The sequence below is a fragment of the Streptomyces venezuelae genome (genome assembly GCF_008642335.1).
Taxonomy (GTDB): Bacteria; Actinomycetota; Actinomycetes; order Streptomycetales; family Streptomycetaceae; genus Streptomyces; species Streptomyces venezuelae_F.
In genome coordinates, this window is the sequence record NZ_CP029191.1 from 1,575,868 (window position 1) to 1,595,756 (window position 19,889).

Below are 19,889 nucleotides of genomic sequence, written 5' to 3' on the forward strand. Positions count from 1 at the left end.
ACTCCACGGACCGGTCGGTCTTCCGCGTACGTCCGACGCCCGCGCCGCCGCGCGCCGTCGCCCCCGCCTTCACACGCGTACGTCACCGCTCCCCCGTCACGAGCGGTGACACCCCTCCCCTCGTACGTCCCGCATATCTCGTACGTCTCGTACGTCCGCTTCGCCCTGCCCTGCCGAGCTGGAGACCGTCACGCCATGAGCACGCCCCCGCAGTCCCGTCGCATCCCGGCGGCCTTCGCCCTGATCACCGCGGCCACCCTCGCCCTGACCGCATGCGGGTCGGGCGGTGACGCCGCGGGACCGGCCGGTGCCGCGGCCCCGGCCGGCAAGAGCGCGAAGATCCCGGCCACGGATGTCGTGTCCTCGGTCGAGAAGAACGAGACGGCGGCGCGCCTGCTCCCCGATGACGTACGCGCCCGCGGCTCGCTGTCCATCGCCTCCTCCGTCGGCGGCACACCGCCCGGCGCGCTCTACCTGGAGGACGGCAGGACGATCGTCGGCCAGGACATCGACTTCGCGGACGCGGTCGCCAAGGTCCTCGGCCTGAAGCTGAAGCGGGAGGCCGCGAGCTTCGAGGCGATCCTGCCTGCCCTGGGCAGCGGCAAGTACGACCTGGGCACCGGCAACTTCGGCGTGACCGACGAGCGCCGGAAGACGATCGACTTCGTCACGTACATCAACGACGGCCAGGGCTTCGCCGTCCGCAAGGACAGCAAGCTGACGAAGGTCACCGACTTCGAGCAGCTGTGCGGCCTGAACGTGGCGACCGGGGCGGGCACCACCTTCGAGGTCACGCTGGAGGACAACAAGCACGTCTGCGAGGACGCGGGCAAGAAGCCGTACAGCGTGAAGACATACGCCGAGCAGGGCGCGATCTGGGCCGCGCTCCAGCAGGGCCGCGCCGACGTGGTGATGTCCACCATCAACGGTCTGCGCTACGCCGTGAAGCAGCAGGAGGGCCTGAAGTTCCTCGGCGAGTACCGGCGGCTCGACGTCGGCTTCGCCTTCAAGAAGGGCTCGGAGCTCGCGCCCGCGTTCAGGGCTGCGGTCGACCGGCTGATCAAGGACGGCACGTACGACCGCATCCTGAAGAAGTGGGGCACGCAGGGCTCGGCGATCGAGAAGTCCCGGATCTCCCCGCCGGAGATCAAGGACTGACCTACGCCTGCCGCGAGGGTCAGAGCCCGCAGTCGCAGCAGGAGCAGCACTCACAGATGCCGCAGCAGCCGCAGTCGCAGTCCCCGCAGTTGTTGCAGCAGCCCTCGCGCTTCTTGCGGGACCAGGGGCCCTCGTACGAGTCGGCGCAGCACATCTTGCAGGTGCAGCAGAGCCCGATGGCGACGGCGCACCCCGCCCAGAAGCCGCGCTTGCCGGGTTTCGGTGGCTGCGGCTCGAAGGCGGGCCCACCGCCGAAGCCACCGGGACCGACCGGTCCACCGGGGCCGCCGGGAGCCCCGCCCCCGTAAGGGTTGCCACCCCCGTACGGATTCCCGTCCCCGTAGGGCCCGCCCTGCCCGTAAGGCCCGCCCTGCGGCGGCGTACCGTACGCACCCCCCTGCGGCGGCCCGAAGGACCCGCCCTGATGCGCCGTCACTTCATGAGTGTGCCCGCAGCCCACCGTGCCGAAGGCGCGGTCGATCGACGTGCCCAGCTCGTGCGCGAGCAGCCGGTGCGCCAGCTTGCCGTCGGTGAACTCCGCGTCACGCAGTGCGAGCCTGATGCCGTGCAGCGCGTCGTCGGCGAGACGGCGCGCCTCGGCCAGTGACGTACCGGTCGCGGTGAGCGGGTTCCACGCGCCCGACGCGGCGTCAGCTTCCTTGTCCTCGACGGCGTCGAGGAGGTGGGCGAGCCTGCCGAAGAGGCGGCCCGCCTCGGCGAGCGGCGCCGCGTTGCCGGGCCGCCCGGCGAGCACGGCGGTGTGTGCGAAGGCCGCGGCGGTCGCGGTCTCCGTCGGCTCGGTGACCGTCAGCAGCGAGGCGCCGGGGCCCGCCAAGGCCTCGACGCCGGCCTGCCGTTCGACGGCGTCGACCAGGACCGCCGTGTCGAAGCCCACATCGGCGCCGGTCCGCGCGCCGGCCCGGTCCCAGTTGCGTGCCACGCGGCGGGCGGCGACGGCCACCGGCCTGCGCGCCAGGATCCCGTCGCCGTCGACGACATGGTCACGGACCTTCGCCGACGCGAGGACCAGCGAGACGGCGGCGGCGAGCCGTGCCCCCTCCCCCTGGGCGACGGAGGCGGTCCGCATCCCGCGCAGCGGGCAGGGCCCGGCGGTGCGCCGCCAGCCGGTCGACCGCTCGGCCTGAGCCTCCGTCAGGACCGAGATGATCAGGCCGTCGTAGTTGGTGACGACGCGGGCGAACTGCCCGTGGTCCCCGCGCAGGGCTAGGCAGAGCCCGCACAGGTGCGCCATCCACTGGGTCTTGAGCCCTTCGCCGAGGCGGTGGCTGCAGGGCCTGACGATTCCGAACAAGACGACTCCCCCGAGAGGCCCGTATGTGATCAACCCCGGCATCGTAGCCAGCGGCTCGTTCACCCGTACGCACCGGCCGTCACCCGTACGCCGTGAAGAATCATATTTCACTCACTGTCAGCAGCCGTGCACAGCACGACCCTTGGAGCGCACCGCACATCGGCGTGTTGACTCTGCACCAGTACCGTCACGAAAACCCCGCGCGGCGACTATCCACTTGGCGCATCATCCGCATCATGGACGACGATAGGGATGCGGAATTCAGGGAAACCGCTGCGAGAGGAGGCGTCCATGGGATCGGTGCGCAAGGCGAGTGCTTGGCTTGGCCTCGTCGACGACAACAACGACGAGCGTTACTACGACGACGGCTACGAAGACGACCGGAGCGAGGGGCCCGACCAGCCGGAGGCCTGGGTCACCGACCCGCGTGTGCGGGTGGCGAGCGAGAAGGCCCAGGAGCAGGAACACCGGATCGGGACCGTGACCCCGGACAGCTTCCGGGACGCCCGCCGCATCGGTGAGCTCTTCCGGGACGGCGTCCCGGTCATCATGAACCTGACGTCCATGGAGCCCACCGACGCCAAGCGCGTGGTCGACTTCGCGGCGGGCCTCACCTTCGGCCTGCGCGGTTCGATCGAGCGGGTGGCCACGCGGGTCTTCCTGCTGACACCGGCCGACACGCAGATCGTCAACGGCGAGGCCGGGAGCCGCGCGTCGGACGGCTTCTTCAACCAGAGCTAGGCGAGGCCGCTCACCGGAAGGCGTCGAGGCCGGTGAGCGCCTTGCCCAGCACCAGCTGATGCATCTCGGACGTGCCCTCGTAGGTGAGGACGGACTCGAGGTTCGTCGCGTGCCGCATGACGGGGTACTCCAGCGAGATCCCGTTGGCGCCCAGGATGGTCCTGGCCGTGCGGCAGATCTCGATCGCCTCACGGGCGTTGTTGAGCTTGCCGAAGCTGATCTGCTCGGGGCGCAGCTTCCCCGCGTCCATGCGCCGTCCCAGGTGGTGGGCGAGCAGGACGCCCTTGTGCAGCTCGACCGCCATGTCGGCGATCTTGGCCTGGGTGAGCTGGAAGCCGCCGATGGCCCGGCCGAACTGCTCGCGGCCGCGCGCGTAGTCGACGGCTGCCTCGAAGGAGGAGCGGGCCGCGCCCATGGCGCCCCAGACGATGCCGTAGCGGGCGTGCGAGAGACAGCTCAGCGGGCCCTTCAGGCCCACGACCTCGGGCAGCACCGCGTCGGCGGGCAGCCGCACCTCGTCGAGGACGAGCTCGCTGGTGACGCTCGCGCGCAGCGACCACTTGTGCTTGATCTCGGGCGCCGAGAAACCGGGACTGTCCGTCGGTACGACGAACCCCCTGATGCCGTCGTCCGTCTGCGCCCAGACGACGGCGACGCCGGCCACGGATCCGTTCGTGATCCACATCTTCCGGCCGGTGAGCACCCAGTCGGTGCCGTCCTTCTTGGCGTGCGTCCGCATGGACGCCGGGTCGGAGCCGTGGTCCGGCTCGGTCAGACCGAAGCAGCCGATGATCTCTCCGGCGGCCATGCCCGGCAGCCAGCGCTGCTTCTGCTCCTCGGAGCCGAAGCGGTGGATGGCGTACATGGCGAGGGAGCCCTGCACGGAGACGAGGGAGCGGATGCCGGAGTCGGCGGCCTCCAGCTCCAGACAGGCGAGCCCGTACTGCACGGCGCTGGCGCCCGCGCAGCCGTACCCCTCAAGGGACATCCCGAGCGCCCCGATGGAACCGAGCTCACGGGCCAGCTCACGGATACCGGGCAGCTCACCCTTCTCGTACCAGTCGGCGATGTGCGGCAGGACGCGGTCGGCGGCCCAGGTCCGGACGGTGTCCCGGATCGCGAGGTCCTCGGGGTCGAGGAGGTCGTCGATGCCGAGGGGGTCGGCGGGGTCGAAGGGCGGCAGAGGGATGCGGGCGCTTGCGGACATGCGGGCCTCCGGCAACACAAAACTAGCACTGTTAGTTAGCACACTCGCGCCGACGTTACGACGCCCACACCCTCACGTCCAGACCATCCCTCGCCGTGGGGCGAGCCCCACGGGGGCGCGCCTCGTAGGGGCGCGGGGAACTGCGCAAAAAACCCCGCCGCAGGTCAGACGTCGACAGACGACCCCGCCCCGACCCGCGCAGGGTCCCGAGGCGCCGGCACCTGCTCAGCCCGCCCCGCAGGGGCAGAACCCCCGCACTCCATCCCCCGCGGCAGCCGCAGCGCAGCCACCGCCCCCAGCAACAGCAGCCCCGCACTGACCAGCAAGGTCACATGCAGCCCATGCACGAAAGAGTCCCGAGCCGCGCTCCGCAGCGCGTCCCCCGCCCCGCCCCCGACCCGCGCGGCGACCTCGTACGCCTCCCCCAGTGAGTGCCCCGCCGCCGCACTGTCCGCGGCGGACACCCCCTGCACGGACGAGAGCCCCGGCGCGTACGCCGCGTTCATGACGCTGCCGAGCAGCGCGATGCCGATCCCCGCACCGAGCTGGTACGACGTCTCGCCGATCGCCGCCGCGCCGCCTGCCTGCGCCTGCGGCGCCTCGCTCAGCATCGACTCGTACGCACCGAAGAGCGTCGTCTCCAGACCGAACCCCAGCAGCACGAACCCGACGAGAAGCAGCGCATCGTTCGCGTGGCCGCCCATACCCGTGAGCAGCAGCACGGCGAACGCGGTCAGACAGAACCCGGCGCAGACCATCGTGCGCGGCCCGAGGCCACCGAGCATCTTCGAGCCCGCGAGCCCCGCGGCCATCGCCGCGACCGTCAGCGGGAGCAGCCGCAGCCCCGTCTCCAGCGGAGAGAGGCCCAGCACCAGCTGGAGGTACTGCGCGGCGATCAGTTCCAGGCCCACGAGGGCCAGCATGGCGAGGACGATGCAGCCGACCGACGTGCTGAACGCGGGCCGCATGAACATCGACAGGTCGACCAGCGGATGCTTGCGCCGCCGCTGTCTGCGGACGAACCCGATGAGCAGGGCGCCGCCGAGGAAGAGGGAGAGGAGGGTCGTGAGGCCGAGGGGGTCCTCGCCGCCGCCGAGCCGCTTCACGCCGAGGACGAGCCCGAAGAGCCCGGTCGCGGCCATCAGCGCGCCGACGACGTCCCACGGCCCGTCCCTGTCGCCGGTCGACTCGGGCAGCAGCCAGCGGCCGATGGGCAGGCTGACCAGCATCAGCGGGATGTTTATGAGGAAGACCGAGCCCCACCAGAAGTGCTCCAGGAGGAACCCGCCGAGCAGCGGTCCGACGGCCGCGCCCACCGCGGCGACCGCGCTCCAGAGGCCGATGGCGACGGCCCGCTCGCGCCGGTCGGGGAAGACCTGGCGCAGGATCGACAGCGTCGCGGGCATGATCATCGCCCCGCCGACGCCGAGCAGCGCACGGGCCGCGATGAGGACCTGCGCGTTGTCCGCGAGGGCCGCGACCGCGGAGGCGACGCCGAAGAGGGCGTATCCGAGGAGGAGGACGCGTCTGCGGCCGACGCGGTCGCCGAGCGTGCCGAAGAGGATGAGGAGCGAGGCGCAGACGAGTGGATAGATGTCGACGATCCACAGCAGTTCTATGGCGCCGGGCTTCAGGTCCTCGGTGACCGCGGGCACCGCGACGTGCAGGACGGTGGCGTCGACGGCGACGAGCAGCAGGCTCACGCAGAGGACGACGAGCACGACCCAGCGGTTGGCCCCGGCACCGGCCCCGGATCCCCGACGGCCCTGCGGTGCTGCGGCCGTGGTCGTCCCGGACATGTGCGTACCTCCCAGTGGTCCCTCGCATCGGCGGCCTGCGGGGTGGTGAACTCCCGGCCTCGGCGGCGCGAACAGGGCGAGTGAGCCGTCAGAGTACGCGAGTCCGCGCCCGGGGCGCGTGGCGGACCTCTCACGGTTGTACGGATGTGATGTGGCATGCACCACGCCCGCCCCGATCCCGCCATAATCATCCGCGCGGGTCCGCGGTGATCGAAGGGGAAATTCCGCGCCAGGACCCGGTGAACGGATTGATAAGGGGCATAAAACCGCTACGAAAATGATCAACCAATTGACTAAGGAAGTCGGTGAGGAATTAACAAACCTCTGGAATAAACCTCGCGTTGAGATCAATCCCACATCACATCGTCATCACAAAGACACTGATTCGGCCTAGTGCCGCACTCACTCGCTGTAACGTCGATTGGGTGCGTACCGAACGAAACCTCACCCGTCTTGACCGGGTCTTCGCCCGGCTGGACCGTGAGCCGGAACGACCGGCCCACCTCGATGTGCCGAGGATGAGCCGGCACAGGGTCGTGCTCTTCAGCGCGACCCTGGCCTTCTACCTCGCCACGGTCGTCGCCGTGCTGACCACCTCGTGGCTGGTGCGGTTCGACTGGCAGGTCATGTTCTTCCGGCCCTACCAGCAGTGGCCGGAGATCCACGCCTTCCTCGACTACTGGGTCGTGCTGGGCCAGCGCGGCCCGACGGCCGTGATGGTCGCGGCCTGGCTCGGCTGGCGCTCCTGGCGGCAGCACACGCTGCGCCCGCTCCTCATGTTCGGCGCCGCCCTGCTCCTGCTCAACGTCACCGTGGGCGCCGCGAAGCTCGGCATGGGCCGCCTCGGCCCGCACTACGCCACCGCGATCGGCTCGAACGAGATGTGGCTCGGCGGCGATATATTCCCCTCGGGCCACACCGCCAACGCCGTCGTGACCTGGGGAATCCTGGCCTACCTCGCCTCGACCCCGCGCACCCGCCGCTATCTGTCGGCGCTCTCCGCGGTGGTCTCCCTGAGCGTCGGCCTCACCACCGTCTACCTCGGTACGCACTGGCTGAGCGACGTCCTCCTCGGCTGGGCCGCGGGTCTGCTCATCCTGCTGGCGCTCCCCTGGTTCGAGACGCTGATCGCCCGGGTCGAGGCCGTGATCTTCAGCCTCCGCGAGTCCTGGCGGGCCCGCCGCACCGGCATCATCACGGTGCCGGAGGCCGGCCCGTCGCCGGTGGGCGCCTCCGCCATGGTCCCGCAGCGCTCGGCCCCGGACGGGGACGCGCCGGGGCGCGAGCCGGTCGCGGCCGCCCGCGGCGCACGCCCCGTGGGCTATCTGGCCCCAGGGCCGCACACGGCCCGCTCGGAGCGCACCCCGGTCACCCCGACGGGCAGCCGCCGCCCGCCGCACTCCGACCGGGTCCCGCGCGGCACGACGTCGGCCCGCCCGGTGGCGGGCGGCTGACCCACGACAGCGGGGGCCGGTACGCACAGCCCATCCCCCGCACCGCGAAGGCCCCGGTTCCGTCTCGGAACCGGGGCCTTCCGCCGTCCGCGCGCCCGTCGTCTCCCGTCGTTGCCCGCCGGTCGGCTCAGCCCTTCCAGCAGCGCGCCACGACGCCGTCCTTGACCTCGAAGTTGAGCCGCCCCGCGAGGTACTCCATCGTGATGATCGCGCCCGGCCGCAGCGACCTGACGGTGGACCAGCCGCGCTCGCGCGCCTGCCGCTCGGCGCCGTCGGCCGGCAGACCGACGTAACCTTCCGGGCTGTCCTGGGGCTCTGTGGGAGGGGTCGGGATAGGTGCCATGCCCGCCACGGTAGGCGAGCGCGCCCCCGCCCGTGAAGGCCGGGAGGCGTACACCTTGCGTCACGGATACCTCTCCGGTCACGCTTTCGTCACAGGATCACGACGTGTGTTTTGGTCGAACTCCGTCACACGTACGGGCGGTTCCGGACTTGTACCGACGTAATTCACGAGTGTCCGGACGTCACTCGGAAGGGTTCTCCCATACGCCCGGAAAAGACCGGTCCGAATAAGATCGCGCCCCCTCCTCACGCCCTTTTCCGGACGCCTTCTTTCCTGAATCCCGGTGCCCGCGCGGAAGGTGACGAAGTGTGGAGGAATTCGCCATTCCGGCTCGCCCTCTGTCGGTCACGCGGCGACGCGAGCATCATGGGTGGGCTTCGAACAGCTTCGGGCGGGCGGCTGCGGGCGGCTCCGGAACGCGAGGGCGAAGGGGCGGGCGATGGGGACCGAGACGGCGCGGGCGGCCGAACGACCGGTGCGGGACCGCCGTCCCGGCCGGATCGTCGTGGACTGGCTGACGACCACGGACCACAAGAAGATCGGGCACCTCTACCTGATCACGTCGTTCGTCTTCTTCCTGCTCGCCGGCGCGCTCGCCCTGCTCATGCGGGCCGAACTGGCCCGCCCCGGCCTGCAGCTGATGAGCAACGAGGAGTTCAACCAGGCCTTCACCATGCACGGCACGATCATGCTGCTGCTCTTCGCGACGCCGACGTTCGCGGGGTTCGCCAACGAGATCATGCCGCTGCAGATCGGCTCGCCCGACGTCGCCTTCCCGCGGCTGAACATGCTCTCGTACTGGCTGTTCCTCTTCGGCGGCCTGATGGTGCTCGGCTCGCTCCTCGTGCCGAGCGGGCCCGCCGCGTTCGGCTGGTTCGCGTACGCCCCGCTCAACAGCATGGAGCGGTCGCCCGGCATCGGCGCCGACCTGTGGATCATGGGCCTCGCGCTCTCCGGCTTCGGCACGATCCTCGGCTCGGTGAACTTCCTGACCACCATCATCGGCATGCGGGCGCCCGGCATGACGATGTTCCGAATGCCCATCTTCACCTGGAACGTCCTGTTCACGTCGATCCTGGTGCTGATCGCGTTCCCCGTGCTCGCCGCCGCACTGCTCGTCCTGGAGGCGGACCGGCGGTTCGGCTCGGTGGTCTTCGAGGCGGAGTTCGGCGGTGCGCTGCTCTGGCAGCACCTCTTCTGGTTCTTCGGGCATCCCGAGGTCTACATCATCGCGCTGCCGTTCTTCGGCATCATCACGGAGATCATCCCCGTCTTCAGCCGGAAGCCGATCTTCGGCTATCTGCCGCTGGTCGGCGCGACGACGGCCATCACCGGTCTCTCCGTGGTCGTCTGGGCACACCACATGTTCGCCACCGGCGCGGTCCTGCTGCCGTTCTTCTCCTTCATGTCCTTCCTCATCGCCGTCCCGACGGGCGTCAAGTTCTTCAACTGGACGGGCACGATGCTCAAGGGCTCGCTGTCCTTCGAGACGCCCATGCTGTGGTCGGTCGGGTTCCTGGTGAGCTTCCTGTTCGGCGGTCTCACCGGCGTCCTGCTCGCCTCGCCACCCATCGACTTCCACGTCACGGACACGTACTTCGTCGTCGCGCACTTCCACTACGTCGTGTTCGGCACCGTCGTCTTCGCGACCTTCGGCGGCTTCTACTTCTGGTGGCCGAAGCTGACCGGCAAGATGCTCGACGAACGGCTCGGGAAGATCCACTTCTGGACGCTCTTCGTCGGGTTCCACACGACGTTCCTCGTCCAGCACTGGCTGGGCGCCGAGGGCATGCCGCGACGGTACGCGGACTACCTGGCGGCGGACGGCTTCACGGTGCTCAACACCGTCTCGTCCATCGGCGCGTTCCTGCTCGGCATGTCGACGCTGCCGTTCCTCTACAACGTCTGGAAGACCGCCAAGTACGGCGAGAAGGTCGAGGTCGACGATCCCTGGGGCTTCGGCCGTTCCCTGGAGTGGGCGACCTCCTGCCCGCCGCCGCGGCACAACTTCGTCACGCTGCCCCGGGTCCGCTCCGAGTCCCCGGCGTTCGATCTGCACCATCCCGAGTACGCGGCGTACGAGGCGCGGGACCAGGACCGGCCGCGTCAGGATCCGCAGACCGAGCACCCCGGTCCAGGGCCCGGCTCAGGAGGTCCCTCGCCGACCTGACTCGGTCGGCGAGCTCCAGGGGCTCGACGACCTCGAACTCGATGCCCAGGAACAGCACGTGGAAGACCATCACGTCCAGGCTCGTCGCGCCCGTGCGCAGCAGACACGTCTCCGCGGTCTCGGCCTCCAGGGTGCCGTCGGCGGGCGAGAGCCGCTGGGCCGCCTCCGCCACGGGGACGAGGAGGCGGACGACGGCGTGCGTGGCGTACGCGCGCGTGGAGAGGCCCTGCGCGACGTACGCGGCGAGGTCCTCGGCCGGTGGGGTGCGCGGTGCGAAGCGGGGGCCGTGCGGCGGTCTCGGCTCGATGCGGTCCGCGCGGAACGTACGCCAGTCCTCGCGGTCGAGGTCCCAGGCCACGAGGTACCAGCGGCGCTCGGTGCAGACCAGGCGGTGCGGCTCCACCGTCCTGCGGGAGGAACTGCCGCCGTGGTCGCGGTAGTCGAAGCGCAGCCGCTCCGAGTCCCGGCAGAGGTCGGCGAGTTCGGTGAGGACCGCCGGGTCGACGCCCTCCCTCCGCGGGGCGCGCAGCAGCGGCACGGTGAACGCGTTCAGGGCGCCGACGCGGCGGCGCAGCCGGTTCGGCAGCACCTGTTCGAGCTTGGAGAGCGCGCGGACCGAGCTCTCGCCGATGCCCTCGACGCCCTGCCCCGCCGCGGTCCGCAGCCCGACGGCGACCGCGACCGCCTCGTCGTCGTCCAGGAGCAGCGGCGGCAGCTCGGCCCCCGCGCCGAGCTGGTAGCCGCCTCCGGTACCCGGGCTCGCGTTCACGGGGTAGCCGAGCTCGCGCAGCCTGTCCACGTCGCGCCGGACCGTGCGCGGGGTGACGCCGAGCCGTTCGGCGAGGTCCGCGCCGGACCAGTCACGGTGGGCCTGCAGCAGGGAGAGCAGGCGGAGCAGTCGTGCGGAGGTCTCCAACATGGAGGTGATTGTGCCCGTGGGCGAGCCTCCCCTACGCGCCGGCCTCGCGCACCCGCACGGACAGGTCGTTGTCGAGCGTGTAGTACGGGCCCGCCTCCAGCGTGCCGTGCTCCTCCGTCACGCACGGCGCCACCGGGTACGTGAAGATCGCCTTCTTGTCCGGGACGTCGTCCAGGAGCCGGGCGAGGCGCACGCGCGGCCCGCTCTCGCCTGCGGGGCGCAGCCACAGGTCCCAGGGTCCCGCTCCGCGCTCGGCGAGCGGGCCGTAGGGCAGCGCGAAGGAGAACTCCGGTCCCTCGGCGGTGATCTGAGCCCGCTGGACGGCGTCGCGCTCGTCGCGCCGGACGGCCTCGACGTATCCGTCGTCGGTGAGCGCGGTGCCGTAGACCCGGCCCCGCACGGTCATGGCGGCGCCGGATATCTCTATCTCGCCGGTCTCGGCGTGCGGGGCCCGCAGCCAGCTGCGCACCGAGAGGTTGCCCTGCTTCGTCGCGTACGGGATGCGCACCGCGACATGGCCGCGGCTGCCGCTCGGCGCGCGGTCGACCAGGGAGCGCAGGTCGTTGACGCCCGGCATGAGGCGGCGCGGTTCGCCGCCCGCGACCTGCGCGAACGCGTTCCAGCGGCCCTCGGCGAGCTCGACGCTGCTGGGCAGCGCGGCCCGCAGTCTGCCGTCGCCCGACGGGGTCAGCGGCAGCCGTACGTCATCCTCGGCGGAGTCGGCGTCGCGCAGGCGCAGCACGAGGTGCGCGACGGCCTCCGTGCCCGGCTCGCCGGGGTCGGTGACGTCGAACGTGAGCCCACCGGCGGAGTCCGCGATGCAGTCGGCACGCGGCGCCCCCGACGCCTCCTGGTCGTCCCCGGCGTGCGCCGCCTGCGAGGTGGCCAAGGCCGTCATGCGGTCGATCCCTTCGTCTGTGCCCGGCCGAGGTCCCGCACGGCGTAGGCGCCCCCGAGCAGCGCGCCACGCGTGCGGTGCAGGGTGCCGCGCATCCGGCCCCCCACCGAGCTCCCCCGGGCGAGCATCCCGGTGAACATGGTGTCGTAGCGCTCGGCGATGCGTTCCGGGTCGAAGCGCTCGGAGTCCTGCAGCGCCGCGCCCGCCATCTGCTGCCTGAGCGAGTCGTTGTTGATCAGTTCGAGCAGTCCGCCGGCGATGGCGTCGGCGTTGCCGACCTCGACGAGCCGGCCGTCGACGCCGTTGGAGATGATCTCGCCGGGTCCGTGCGGGCAGTCGGTGGCGACGACGGGGAGTCCGCACCGCATCGCCTCGACGATCGTCATGCCGAAGGACTCCAGGCTGGAGGTGACGGCGGCGATGGAGCCCTTGGCCCACTCGGGCTCGATCGGATGGGCGGGGCCCATGAGGAAGACGTGGTTGTACAGGCCGAGCTCGTCGATCAGGGCGCGCAGCTTGTCCTTCTGCTTGCCGCCCCCGTAGATCCGCAGCCGCCAGTCGGGTCGCTCGCGCCGCACCTTGTCGAAGGCCCTGATCAGCAGGTCGTACCGCTTCACCGGGGCGAGGCGGCCTGCCGCGACGACCCACTTGTGGGAGCCGTCGGCGGGCTCGATGCCGGGCGCGGGGACGGGGTTCGGAACGGCCTGGACGTGTACGCCGGGCAGCCGCATCTTGCGGGTGTACGCGCGGGCGTCGGCCTCGGTCGTCGTGGTCAGGACGTCGAGGCGGGGGTAGACGCTGCGGAGCTGGCGGCGCAGCTCCTTGCTGTGGCTGTCGAGCGTGAGGTGCTCCTGGCCGACGCGCAGCGGCCCGCGCGCGGTCTGGCGGGCGAGGTGCACGTTGAGGCCGGGCCGGGTGCCGATGACGACGTCCGCGTCGACGCCCGCGAGGTGCGCGGCGATGCGCCGGTCGGTCAGGGCGCTGTACTGGTTGTAGCGGCCCTCGGCGCTGGGGAACGTCCGGGCGGGGCGCAGGTGCTCGGGGTCGTCTCCCTCGTAGCCGGCCGTGTTCTTGCGCAGGTCGACGAGGTGGCTCAGTCGGACGCGCTGGTCAGGCGCGAAGACGGGCTCGTCACGGTGCCGGAAGACGGATACGACCTCGACGTCATGCTGTTGGGCCAGCGTGTTCGCCAGGTTGTACGTCGTCCGGATCGTCCCTCCGATTCCGTACGCGTTGTGTATGAGGAAAGAGATGTGCATGCGTCCCCGTATTCCGCGCTTCCATGCGGACAGTCCCCCTCGTCCGCCTACCGCAGGGTTAGACGGGGATTCCTGGCCAAGGGTTGGGTTTCCTCACCATCCTGTTCCCGAACAGATGCGTGATCGGTAGCCATGAATGGGAACCTTTCTGCGGTCTCGTGCATCAAGGCTGGTACGCGAGCTGGGGCACGTCGAAACATTCCTTGTTCATGTCGCCCTGCGTGACCCATCCCTCACCGTCCCGCCAGCGCGCGACGGACAGACACGTCCTGCGGGTCCTCGGCGGCTCCGTCCGGTGTTCGAACGTCACGGGGATCAGCAGCCCCCGCGCCGAATACGGCTTGTTCCGGTTCATGAAACGGTCCACGCACGCGCGCGTGACATCGCTCCCGCCACCGCTCAGGCAGGACTTCGCGGCGTCGGTGAACCACATGGCGGCGGCCCAGCCCTCCAGCTGCCACTGTGACAAGTCCTTGCCACGCATGGCGGCACGGAACGCGCGTACGGCCGGGTGCCCGGTGTCCTCGTAGTTCCTGCTCGACCCGGTGGCCCACAGGGCGTTGCGGCAGCGGGGGGCGTCCTTGTAGTCGTCGCCGACGGAGGAGGTCCAGTTCTGCACGTTGGTGACCTTGGCGGTGACCTCCGCGCCGACGTCGTCCATCGCCTCGCACAGCCGGGCGTTGCCGTGCGTGTCCATCGCGTCGAAGACCAGGTCGGCGCCCTGTTCCTTGAGGTCGGCCGCGGCGGCGCGGAAGTTGGGCAGCGCGAAGTCGACCTGTTCGGTGACCACCTTGTAGCCCTCGGCCTCGAGGCCCCGGGTGACGAGCCGGGCGTACGCGGCGGAGGCGGCCTGGTTGTAGGAGACGACGGCCGCGGTCCGCGCGCCCTGCTCCCGCTTGAAGTAGCGGTAGACCTCGGTCCCCCCGTAAAGCTCGCCATCCCACCCCGGCTTCCCCTTGCGCGGGGCAAGACTCCCGTAGATCCCATAGAGATGCGGATACGTCTCGTAGGCCGCCCCGATGGGCTGCCCCCCGATGTCGGGCACGCCGGCCCGCGAGACACGGGCGGCGCCCGCGTAGTCCAGGGCCGACGTGGCGACGAGCGCGACGACCTTCTCCTCCTCGACGAGCCGGTGCACGCAGTCGTTGTTGCCGACGCCGCTGCCGCCGTCGTCGCAGGTGCGCACCTCGACCTTGCGCCCCCCGACGCCGCCCCGCGCGTTCAGCCGGTCGAAATAGGCCTTCGCCCCGTCGCGCGGCCCGGTGAACGCGGCGCCGCCGACCGGGCTGGTCGCGCTGGTGATGACGCCGACCCTGACCGGCGCTCCCCCGACCGGTGCGGGCGCCGGGCCGCGCCGCTCGAAGTCGCTCTCGGGCAGCCGGCTCCCGCAGGCCGCGCCCACCAGCAGGACCGCGACGACGAGCAGCGTCTCAACAGCCGGGGCCCGGCGACTCATTGCCGCTCAGCTTCACCAGGGCGCAGAGGGTCTTGACGGAGACCTTCCAGGTGTCGTCCTGGTTGACGGCCGTCCCCGAGGCGTCGGGCAGCGCGGTGGCGCCCTTCAGCGTCAGCGCGTACGTCACGTCCGCCTCCGTCGCCGAGCCGAACCCGACCTCGGTGACGTCCGCCGCGACCTGCCTGCCGCGCTCGTCGCCGCTGAAGCTCTCCAGGACGTCGCGCATCTCGGGACCGTTCTCCAGGACGGTCTCCTTCTCCTTCAGCGATGTCTTCGGGTCGAAGAACTTCTCCCAGTTCTCCGTGACCTCTTTCTCCGCGGCCGCCGGATCGGCGGGAGCGGACGCGGACCCGCGGCCACCCGGCTCACTGCTCTTCTCCACGGACGGCTCGGGCGGCGAGGCCCCGCCTCCGCCCCCACTGTCGTCCCCGCAGGCCACGGCGCCCGGCCCGATGAGCAGGACCGCGACGGCCACCGGCCCCACCCCCCGGGCCCGCCCCCGCCCTCCCCGCATCCCCCGCCTGGGGCTGATCCCGAGAACCATCTGGTCACCACCGGGTATCGGTCCGGACCGAGCGGGCCCGGAGCTTTCAGCGTCGGCTTGCAGAAGGCATAGTGCAAGCCATCGGCTGACATGGACAGCCCACCGACGTCACTGATGTGACCGACGACGTGTCCCAGGGGGCCTCGATGCGGGCGGATCGGACAGCTCGGACGGACGGTGCGGCACGCCTGCGGGCCGTGCACCCCATGCTGTGGGCGGCCTTCGCGTCGCTCGCCGTCGGTGCGGTGCTCTGCGTACTCGGCTGGTACGGCATGTCCGGGGAGCGGTTCGCCGAGCGCCAACTGCCCTACCTGGCGTCCTGCACGGTGCCGGGCGCCGCGCTGATCATCGCGGGCACGCTGCTGCTGACGCACGGCAGAAGCGTCCTGGCGGCGGCACGAGTGGAAGAGCTGTACGGCCTGCTGGTGACCACACAACCACCGCCGCCCCCGCAACAAACCCCCACCACAGCCGACAGCACGCCCCTCATGATCCCCGGCGGCACGCTCTGGCACCGGGCGGACTGCCCACTGATAGCAGGGAAACCGCAAGCGGTCCCCGCGGACGCCACGGCCCTCTCCGCCCAGGCCCTGGCCCCCTGCCCGATCTGCGAACCACCCCGCCCTCCGGACCCCGCCACCCCGGAGCAGTGACGCGGTGGCGTCCCTGAGCTACGACCTCACCCTGGCCGGGCTCTCGGTCGGCAGCGCGGCCGCCCTCACCGGCATCGGCCTGATCGTCACCCACCGCGCGACCGGCGTCCTCAACTTCGCGCACGGCGCGGTGGCGATGCTCTGCGCCTACGTCCTGCGCCACCTGACGACCGAATGGCACTGGCCGCTCCCCCTGGCCGCGACAGCAACGCTCCTCCTGTTCGCACCGGCCATCGGCCTGCTCCTGGACCGCGCGGTCTTCCGCCCACTGGCGGTGCTCGGCGGGGACCCGGCCCGCACCCTGGTCGCCTCCATCGGCGTCTTCGTCCTGCTCGTCGGCGGAGCGGCACTCGTCTGGGGCCCCGGCGCCCGCGACGACGCACCCGAACTCCTCCCGGGGGAACCCTGGACCCAGCTGGGCGCGGCCGTCGCCCTCGCCGCAGCGGTGGGCGCGCTGACCCGCTGGACCCGCTTCGGCACGGATCTGCGGGCGGTCGTCGACAACCGCCGCCTGGCCGTGCTCTCCGGCATCGACGCGGACCGGGTGGCCGCGGCGGGCTGGGCGTTCGGCTCCTTCACGGCGGGCCTCACGGGCGTCCTGCTCGCCCCCTACGTACGTCTCGACCCGTACGGCATGCCGCTCCTCGTCATGGAGGTGGTGGCGGTCGCCGTGCTCGCCGGCATGCGCAGCCTGCCCGTGGCCATGGCGGTCGCGCTCGCCCTGGGCGTGGCCCAGAGCCAGCTGACACGCCTGCACCCGGGCGGCCTCCCGGAGCAACTGCTCCAAACCGCGAGCGCGAACCTCTTCGTCATCGCCCTCCTGGCCGCGGCCCTGCTCTTCCCCGGCATCGGCTCCCAGGACGCCCTGCCCCGCACGGCGACGGCCCGCGTCCCCACGCCCCCGGGGGCGTGGACCGTGGCGGCGGTGCTCTTCCTCATCCCGCTCGGCTTCGCGGGCTCCGACCTGACGACCGCGGTCCAGGTCCCCGCACTCGCCGTGATCCTCCTCTCCCTCGTGATCGTCACGGGCAGGGGCGGCCAGATCTCACTCGGGCAGGCGGCGTACGCGGGCCTGGGCGCCCTCTTCACGGCCCTCCTCACGGCGGGCCGCTTCCCCGGCCTCCCCGAACTCCCGCACCTGCCCGCCCTGGCCGTGGCGGTCCTCCTCGTCGCCCCCCTCGGCGTCCTCACCGGCTGGCCCGCGATCAGCCGCCACGGCCTGTCCCTCGCGCTCGCCACCTTCGCGGTGGGCGTGGGAGTCAGCCGCTTCGTCTTCACCCAGCCGTACGCGACATCGGCCCTGACCCTGGACCGCCCCGCGGCCTTCACCAGCGACCGCACCTACTACCTCCTGGAACTGGCCCTCCTGGCCACCTCCCTCCTCCTGGTCATCGCCCTGCGCAGGGGCCGCACAGGCCGGGCGCTCGCGGCGATGCGGGACCACGAGGCGGGCGCCGCGGCAGCAGGCGTACCGGTCCCGGCCCTCAAACTCACCGCGTTCGTGACGGGAGCGGCGCTGGCGGCACTCGGCGGCGGCATGCTGGCAATGGGCCAACGGGCGTTCGACGCGGAGGCGTACGACCCCATACGCGGCCTGCTCTGGTTCGCCGCGATCACCGTCCTGGGCGCGGACAGCGTGCTCGGCGCATTGACGGCAGCAGCCCTCCTGGTGGGCCTGGACGCGGGAACACAAGGCGGCCTGGCAGCAGCCCTGATAGGCCTCCTGGCAGTCCTGATCGGCCGCTTCCCGGGCGGCCCCTACGAGGCCCTGCGCAAAGCAACCCACCACTTCCACCGCACCCCCCGCCTGACCCCGACAGGCGAACGAACCCGCAAGGCCCTCCCGCCACCCCCCACCGCCCCGCAGCCGCCCAACCGACGGGAGGGGCCGCGGGGGTTTCTGCGCGCGCAGCACAGTGGCCCCGATGACAGAGCCAATGGAGAAGAACCTCACCGCAGGGATGGCGAGCACGCAGAAACCCCCGCGGCCCCGCACCCGAAACAAACCGCGCGCGGGGCCGGCACCCTGACGGCCCACCACCTCACCGTCACCTACGACGGCTTCACGGCCCTGAACGACGTAACCCTCACCGTCCCACCCGGCCGGATCACCGCCATCGTGGGCCCCAACGGCGCAGGCAAAAGCACCCTGTTCCACTGCTTGGCCGGCACCCTCAGCCCCACATCCGGACGCATGGAACTAGGCACCCGCGACATCACGGCGCTCCCCGCACACGCCCGCACCCGCGCCGGCCTGGCCCGCACCTTCCAAGACGTGGCGGTCTTCCCGTCCCTGACGATCGCGGAGAACGTCCAGGTGGGCGCGGATCGGCAGAGCAACCCCCAAAGCACCGTCGCCCAGATCCTCCGCCTCCTGGACCTCACGACCCTCCGCACCAGCCCCGCGACAGACCTCCCCACCGGAACCCTCAGACGCACGGAACTGGCCAGAGCCCTGGCCGGCACCCCCCACACCCTCCTCCTGGACGAACCCGCCGCGGGCCTGGACGCAGCAGAGGTCACCACACTCGCCACCCTCCTGAGGGCCCTCGCCGCCGACGGCATGGCACTCCTCGTGGTCGAACACGACCTCGACCTCGTCGCGGGCCTCGCCGACACCGTGCACGTGATGGCGGCGGGCCGCATCGTGACGAGCGGCCCCGCGGGCCAGGTACTGGAAGAGGCGCACTGAATGCACGGCATCGAACTGCGTGACGCCCGCGTGCATTACGGCCCCCTGGAGGCCCTGCACGGCATCACACTGGCCGCTCCCGCCGCCGCCCTCACCGTCCTCATCGGCCGCAACGGCGCGGGCAGGACCACCGTTCTGCGCGCCCTGGCCGGCACGGTCCCGCTCTCCGCGGGCACCGTCGTCCGCGACGGACGGGACATCACGCGCCGACCGGCGCACGAACGGGCCGCCCAGGGCCTCTGCTTCGTACCGGACCGGGCAGCCGTGTTCTCCTCCCTCACCGTCGCGGAGAACCTCGCCCTCGCCCACCCCTCCGGGTCCCCCGCACGCGCGCTGGACGCCTACCCCGAGCTGCGCCCGCTCCTGTCCCGCCGCGCGGGCACCCTCTCGGGGGGCGAACAGCGCATGCTGGCCCTCTCCAGAGCACTGCTGGCCCACGCCACCGTCATCCTCCTGGATGAGCCGACGCAGGGCATGTCACCCGCCGTCGCGACCCGCACGTACGCCCTCCTGGAGAGCCTCGACGCCTGCGTGGTCCTCGCCGAGCAGCGGTTGCCGCCCGGCCTGCGGAAGGGCACGGGCCGGACGGCGGTCGTGCACGAACTACGCCGGGGCGCGGTCGTGTTCAGCGGAGAGGCGGCAGAGCTCAGCCCCGCCCGGTCGCGGTACGCCCCGGAATGACGAGGAGCGTGCCGACGGCGAGCCGTTCGGGACGGCTCCCGACCTTGTCCCGGTTGGCCTCGTACAGGGCCTTCCAGCCTCCCTTCACGTCGTAGCGGCGGGCGACCGAACTCAGCGTCTCGCCCGGCTTCACCGTGTGGACGCGTCTGTCGAACCGCTCGATGCGCACCGCCTTGGAACAGGCGGGCCACGCCTTCCAGCCCTGGGTGCGCAACACCTTCTCGGCGACCTTGATCTGTTCTTCCCGGGTGGCGAGATCGGCGCGCGGCGCGTACTTGAGCCCGCCGTGCTCCTCCCAGGTGGGCTGCCAGAACTGCAGTCCTCCGTAGAAGCCGTTGCCCGTGTTGGTCTGCCATCGTCCGTTGCTCTCGCACTCGGCGAGGCAGTGCCACGGGCCCTTGTCCAGGGAGCAGTCGTACGGCTTCGGAGCGGCGTAGGCGGCGCCCGACGGCAGCGCCACCGCCGCCGCGAGAACCGCGCCGACGACCAGGGACACGGACCTGACACGCTGAATCGACTTACGGTGCATCGGGTCACGCTAGGCAGCTCCGCGACGGGCCCACGGCCTGCCGCGCCGCCGCGGAGCCGGCCCCCACCCGGTCG

At 71.4% G+C, this 19,889-nt stretch carries 16 protein-coding genes and 1 pseudogene; 7 read left to right on the plus strand and 10 right to left on the minus strand.

The window, feature by feature from the left end; genetic code table 11:
- Nucleotides 1–195 precede the first annotated feature (195 nt).
- Nucleotides 196–1,158, plus strand: a complete 963-nt coding sequence (locus tag DEJ49_RS06945) for an ABC transporter substrate-binding protein (protein WP_150183306.1) — start codon at nt 196–198, stop codon at nt 1,156–1,158.
- A 19-nt stretch (nt 1,159–1,177) separates the two neighbouring features.
- Here the strand turns inward: DEJ49_RS06945 and DEJ49_RS06950 are convergent, their stop codons facing one another.
- On the minus strand, nt 1,178–2,470 hold the full coding sequence (locus tag DEJ49_RS06950; RefSeq protein WP_190329286.1) for a DUF5685 family protein: 1,293 nt from the start codon (nt 2,468–2,470) through the stop codon (nt 1,178–1,180).
- Nucleotides 2,471–2,761: 291 nt separating this feature from the next.
- On the opposite strand from DEJ49_RS06950, the gene DEJ49_RS06955 reads away from it, so the two are divergent.
- On the plus strand, nt 2,762–3,211 hold the full coding sequence (locus tag DEJ49_RS06955; protein WP_150166149.1) for a cell division protein SepF: 450 nt from the start codon (nt 2,762–2,764) through the stop codon (nt 3,209–3,211).
- Nucleotides 3,212–3,221: 10 nt separating this feature from the next.
- Here DEJ49_RS06955 and DEJ49_RS06960 read toward each other — a convergent pair whose 3' ends face one another.
- Nucleotides 3,222–4,418, minus strand: a complete 1,197-nt coding sequence (locus DEJ49_RS06960) for an acyl-CoA dehydrogenase family protein (RefSeq protein WP_150183308.1) — start codon at nt 4,416–4,418, stop codon at nt 3,222–3,224.
- A 164-nt stretch (nt 4,419–4,582) separates the two neighbouring features.
- On the minus strand, nt 4,583–6,217 hold the full coding sequence (locus tag DEJ49_RS06965) for an MFS transporter (protein WP_150183309.1): 1,635 nt from the start codon (nt 6,215–6,217) through the stop codon (nt 4,583–4,585).
- A 425-nt stretch (nt 6,218–6,642) separates the two neighbouring features.
- Between DEJ49_RS06965 and DEJ49_RS06970 the strand changes: the two genes are divergently transcribed.
- Nucleotides 6,643–7,671, plus strand: coding sequence for a phosphatase PAP2 family protein (locus DEJ49_RS06970; protein ID WP_150183310.1), 1,029 nt, complete (start codon nt 6,643–6,645; stop codon nt 7,669–7,671).
- A gap of 127 nt (nt 7,672–7,798) precedes the next feature.
- Here DEJ49_RS06970 and DEJ49_RS06975 read toward each other — a convergent pair whose 3' ends face one another.
- Nucleotides 7,799–8,014, minus strand: a complete 216-nt coding sequence (locus DEJ49_RS06975; protein WP_150183311.1) for an I78 family peptidase inhibitor — start codon at nt 8,012–8,014, stop codon at nt 7,799–7,801.
- A gap of 439 nt (nt 8,015–8,453) precedes the next feature.
- Here DEJ49_RS06975 and ctaD point away from each other — a divergent pair.
- Nucleotides 8,454–9,983 (plus strand): annotated as a pseudogene (gene ctaD, locus DEJ49_RS06980) (cytochrome c oxidase subunit I); the annotation flags it as partial.
- A gap of 43 nt (nt 9,984–10,026) precedes the next feature.
- On the opposite strand, the gene DEJ49_RS06985 reads toward ctaD, so the two are convergent.
- From DEJ49_RS06985 to DEJ49_RS07005, 5 genes are all read right to left on the minus strand, one after another.
- Nucleotides 10,027–11,103, minus strand: coding sequence for a helix-turn-helix transcriptional regulator (locus DEJ49_RS06985; protein ID WP_150183312.1), 1,077 nt, complete (start codon nt 11,101–11,103; stop codon nt 10,027–10,029).
- A 31-nt stretch (nt 11,104–11,134) separates the two neighbouring features.
- Nucleotides 11,135–12,001 carry a FixH family protein gene (locus DEJ49_RS06990; protein WP_150183313.1) on the minus strand — a complete coding sequence of 289 codons (867 nt, stop codon included), beginning with the start codon at nt 11,999–12,001 and terminating at the stop codon, nt 11,135–11,137.
- Nucleotides 11,998–13,260 carry a glycosyltransferase family 4 protein gene (locus tag DEJ49_RS06995; RefSeq protein WP_150183314.1) on the minus strand — a complete coding sequence of 421 codons (1,263 nt, stop codon included), beginning with the start codon at nt 13,258–13,260 and terminating at the stop codon, nt 11,998–12,000. Before DEJ49_RS06995 ends, DEJ49_RS06990 begins: the two co-directional genes overlap by 4 nt.
- A 163-nt stretch (nt 13,261–13,423) precedes the next feature.
- Complete coding sequence (locus DEJ49_RS07000) at nt 13,424–14,716, minus strand: ABC transporter substrate-binding protein (protein WP_150183315.1); 1,293 nt, start codon at nt 14,714–14,716, stop codon at nt 13,424–13,426.
- Nucleotides 14,691–15,260 carry a hypothetical protein gene (locus tag DEJ49_RS07005; protein WP_411757142.1) on the minus strand — a complete coding sequence of 190 codons (570 nt, stop codon included), beginning with the start codon at nt 15,258–15,260 and terminating at the stop codon, nt 14,691–14,693. Before DEJ49_RS07005 ends, DEJ49_RS07000 begins: the two co-directional genes overlap by 26 nt.
- A 146-nt stretch (nt 15,261–15,406) precedes the next feature.
- Here DEJ49_RS07005 and DEJ49_RS07010 point away from each other — a divergent pair, with 146 nt between their 5' ends.
- Genes DEJ49_RS07010 through DEJ49_RS07020 form a run of 3 tightly spaced genes read left to right on the plus strand, consistent with a single transcriptional unit; the run spans nt 15,407 to nt 19,286 of the window.
- Nucleotides 15,407–15,913, plus strand: coding sequence for a hypothetical protein (locus DEJ49_RS07010; RefSeq protein WP_150188086.1), 507 nt, complete (start codon nt 15,407–15,409; stop codon nt 15,911–15,913).
- Nucleotides 15,914–15,917: 4 nt separating this feature from the next.
- Complete coding sequence (locus DEJ49_RS07015) at nt 15,918–18,605, plus strand: ABC transporter permease subunit (RefSeq protein WP_150183316.1); 2,688 nt, start codon at nt 15,918–15,920, stop codon at nt 18,603–18,605.
- Nucleotides 18,606–19,286 (plus strand): ATP-binding cassette domain-containing protein, encoded by a 681-nt coding sequence (locus tag DEJ49_RS07020; protein ID WP_150183317.1) that lies wholly within the window; start codon nt 18,606–18,608, stop codon nt 19,284–19,286. It begins immediately after the preceding gene.
- On the opposite strand, the gene DEJ49_RS07025 is transcribed toward DEJ49_RS07020, so the two are convergent.
- Nucleotides 19,252–19,815 (minus strand): transglycosylase family protein, encoded by a 564-nt coding sequence (locus DEJ49_RS07025; protein WP_150183318.1) that lies wholly within the window; start codon nt 19,813–19,815, stop codon nt 19,252–19,254. The two genes, DEJ49_RS07020 and DEJ49_RS07025, sit on opposite strands and share 35 nt — an antisense overlap.
- Nucleotides 19,816–19,889: the final 74 nt, after the last annotated feature.

Excerpts from the sequence above, each read along its gene's own strand:
- DEJ49_RS06945 (WP_150183306.1), top strand. The coding sequence starts at position 196 with ATGAGCACGCCCCCGCAGTCCCGTCGCATCCCGGCGGCCTTCGCCCTG.
- DEJ49_RS06955 (WP_150166149.1), top strand. The coding sequence starts at position 2,762 with ATGGGATCGGTGCGCAAGGCGAGTGCTTGGCTTGGCCTCGTCGACGAC.
- DEJ49_RS06960 (WP_150183308.1), bottom strand. The coding sequence starts at position 4,418 with ATGTCCGCAAGCGCCCGCATCCCTCTGCCGCCCTTCGACCCCGCCGAC.
- DEJ49_RS06965 (WP_150183309.1), bottom strand. The coding sequence starts at position 6,217 with ATGTCCGGGACGACCACGGCCGCAGCACCGCAGGGCCGTCGGGGATCC.
- DEJ49_RS06975 (WP_150183311.1), bottom strand. The coding sequence starts at position 8,014 with ATGGCACCTATCCCGACCCCTCCCACAGAGCCCCAGGACAGCCCGGAA.
- DEJ49_RS06985 (WP_150183312.1), bottom strand. The coding sequence starts at position 11,103 with ATGTTGGAGACCTCCGCACGACTGCTCCGCCTGCTCTCCCTGCTGCAG.
- DEJ49_RS06990 (WP_150183313.1), bottom strand. The coding sequence starts at position 12,001 with ATGACGGCCTTGGCCACCTCGCAGGCGGCGCACGCCGGGGACGACCAG.
- DEJ49_RS06995 (WP_150183314.1), bottom strand. The coding sequence starts at position 13,260 with ATGCACATCTCTTTCCTCATACACAACGCGTACGGAATCGGAGGGACG.
- DEJ49_RS07000 (WP_150183315.1), bottom strand. The coding sequence starts at position 14,716 with ATGAGTCGCCGGGCCCCGGCTGTTGAGACGCTGCTCGTCGTCGCGGTC.
- DEJ49_RS07005 (WP_411757142.1), bottom strand. The coding sequence starts at position 15,260 with ATGGTTCTCGGGATCAGCCCCAGGCGGGGGATGCGGGGAGGGCGGGGG.
- DEJ49_RS07010 (WP_150188086.1), top strand. The coding sequence starts at position 15,407 with ATGCGGGCGGATCGGACAGCTCGGACGGACGGTGCGGCACGCCTGCGG.
- DEJ49_RS07020 (WP_150183317.1), top strand. The coding sequence starts at position 18,606 with ATGCACGGCATCGAACTGCGTGACGCCCGCGTGCATTACGGCCCCCTG.
- DEJ49_RS07025 (WP_150183318.1), bottom strand. The coding sequence starts at position 19,815 with ATGCACCGTAAGTCGATTCAGCGTGTCAGGTCCGTGTCCCTGGTCGTC.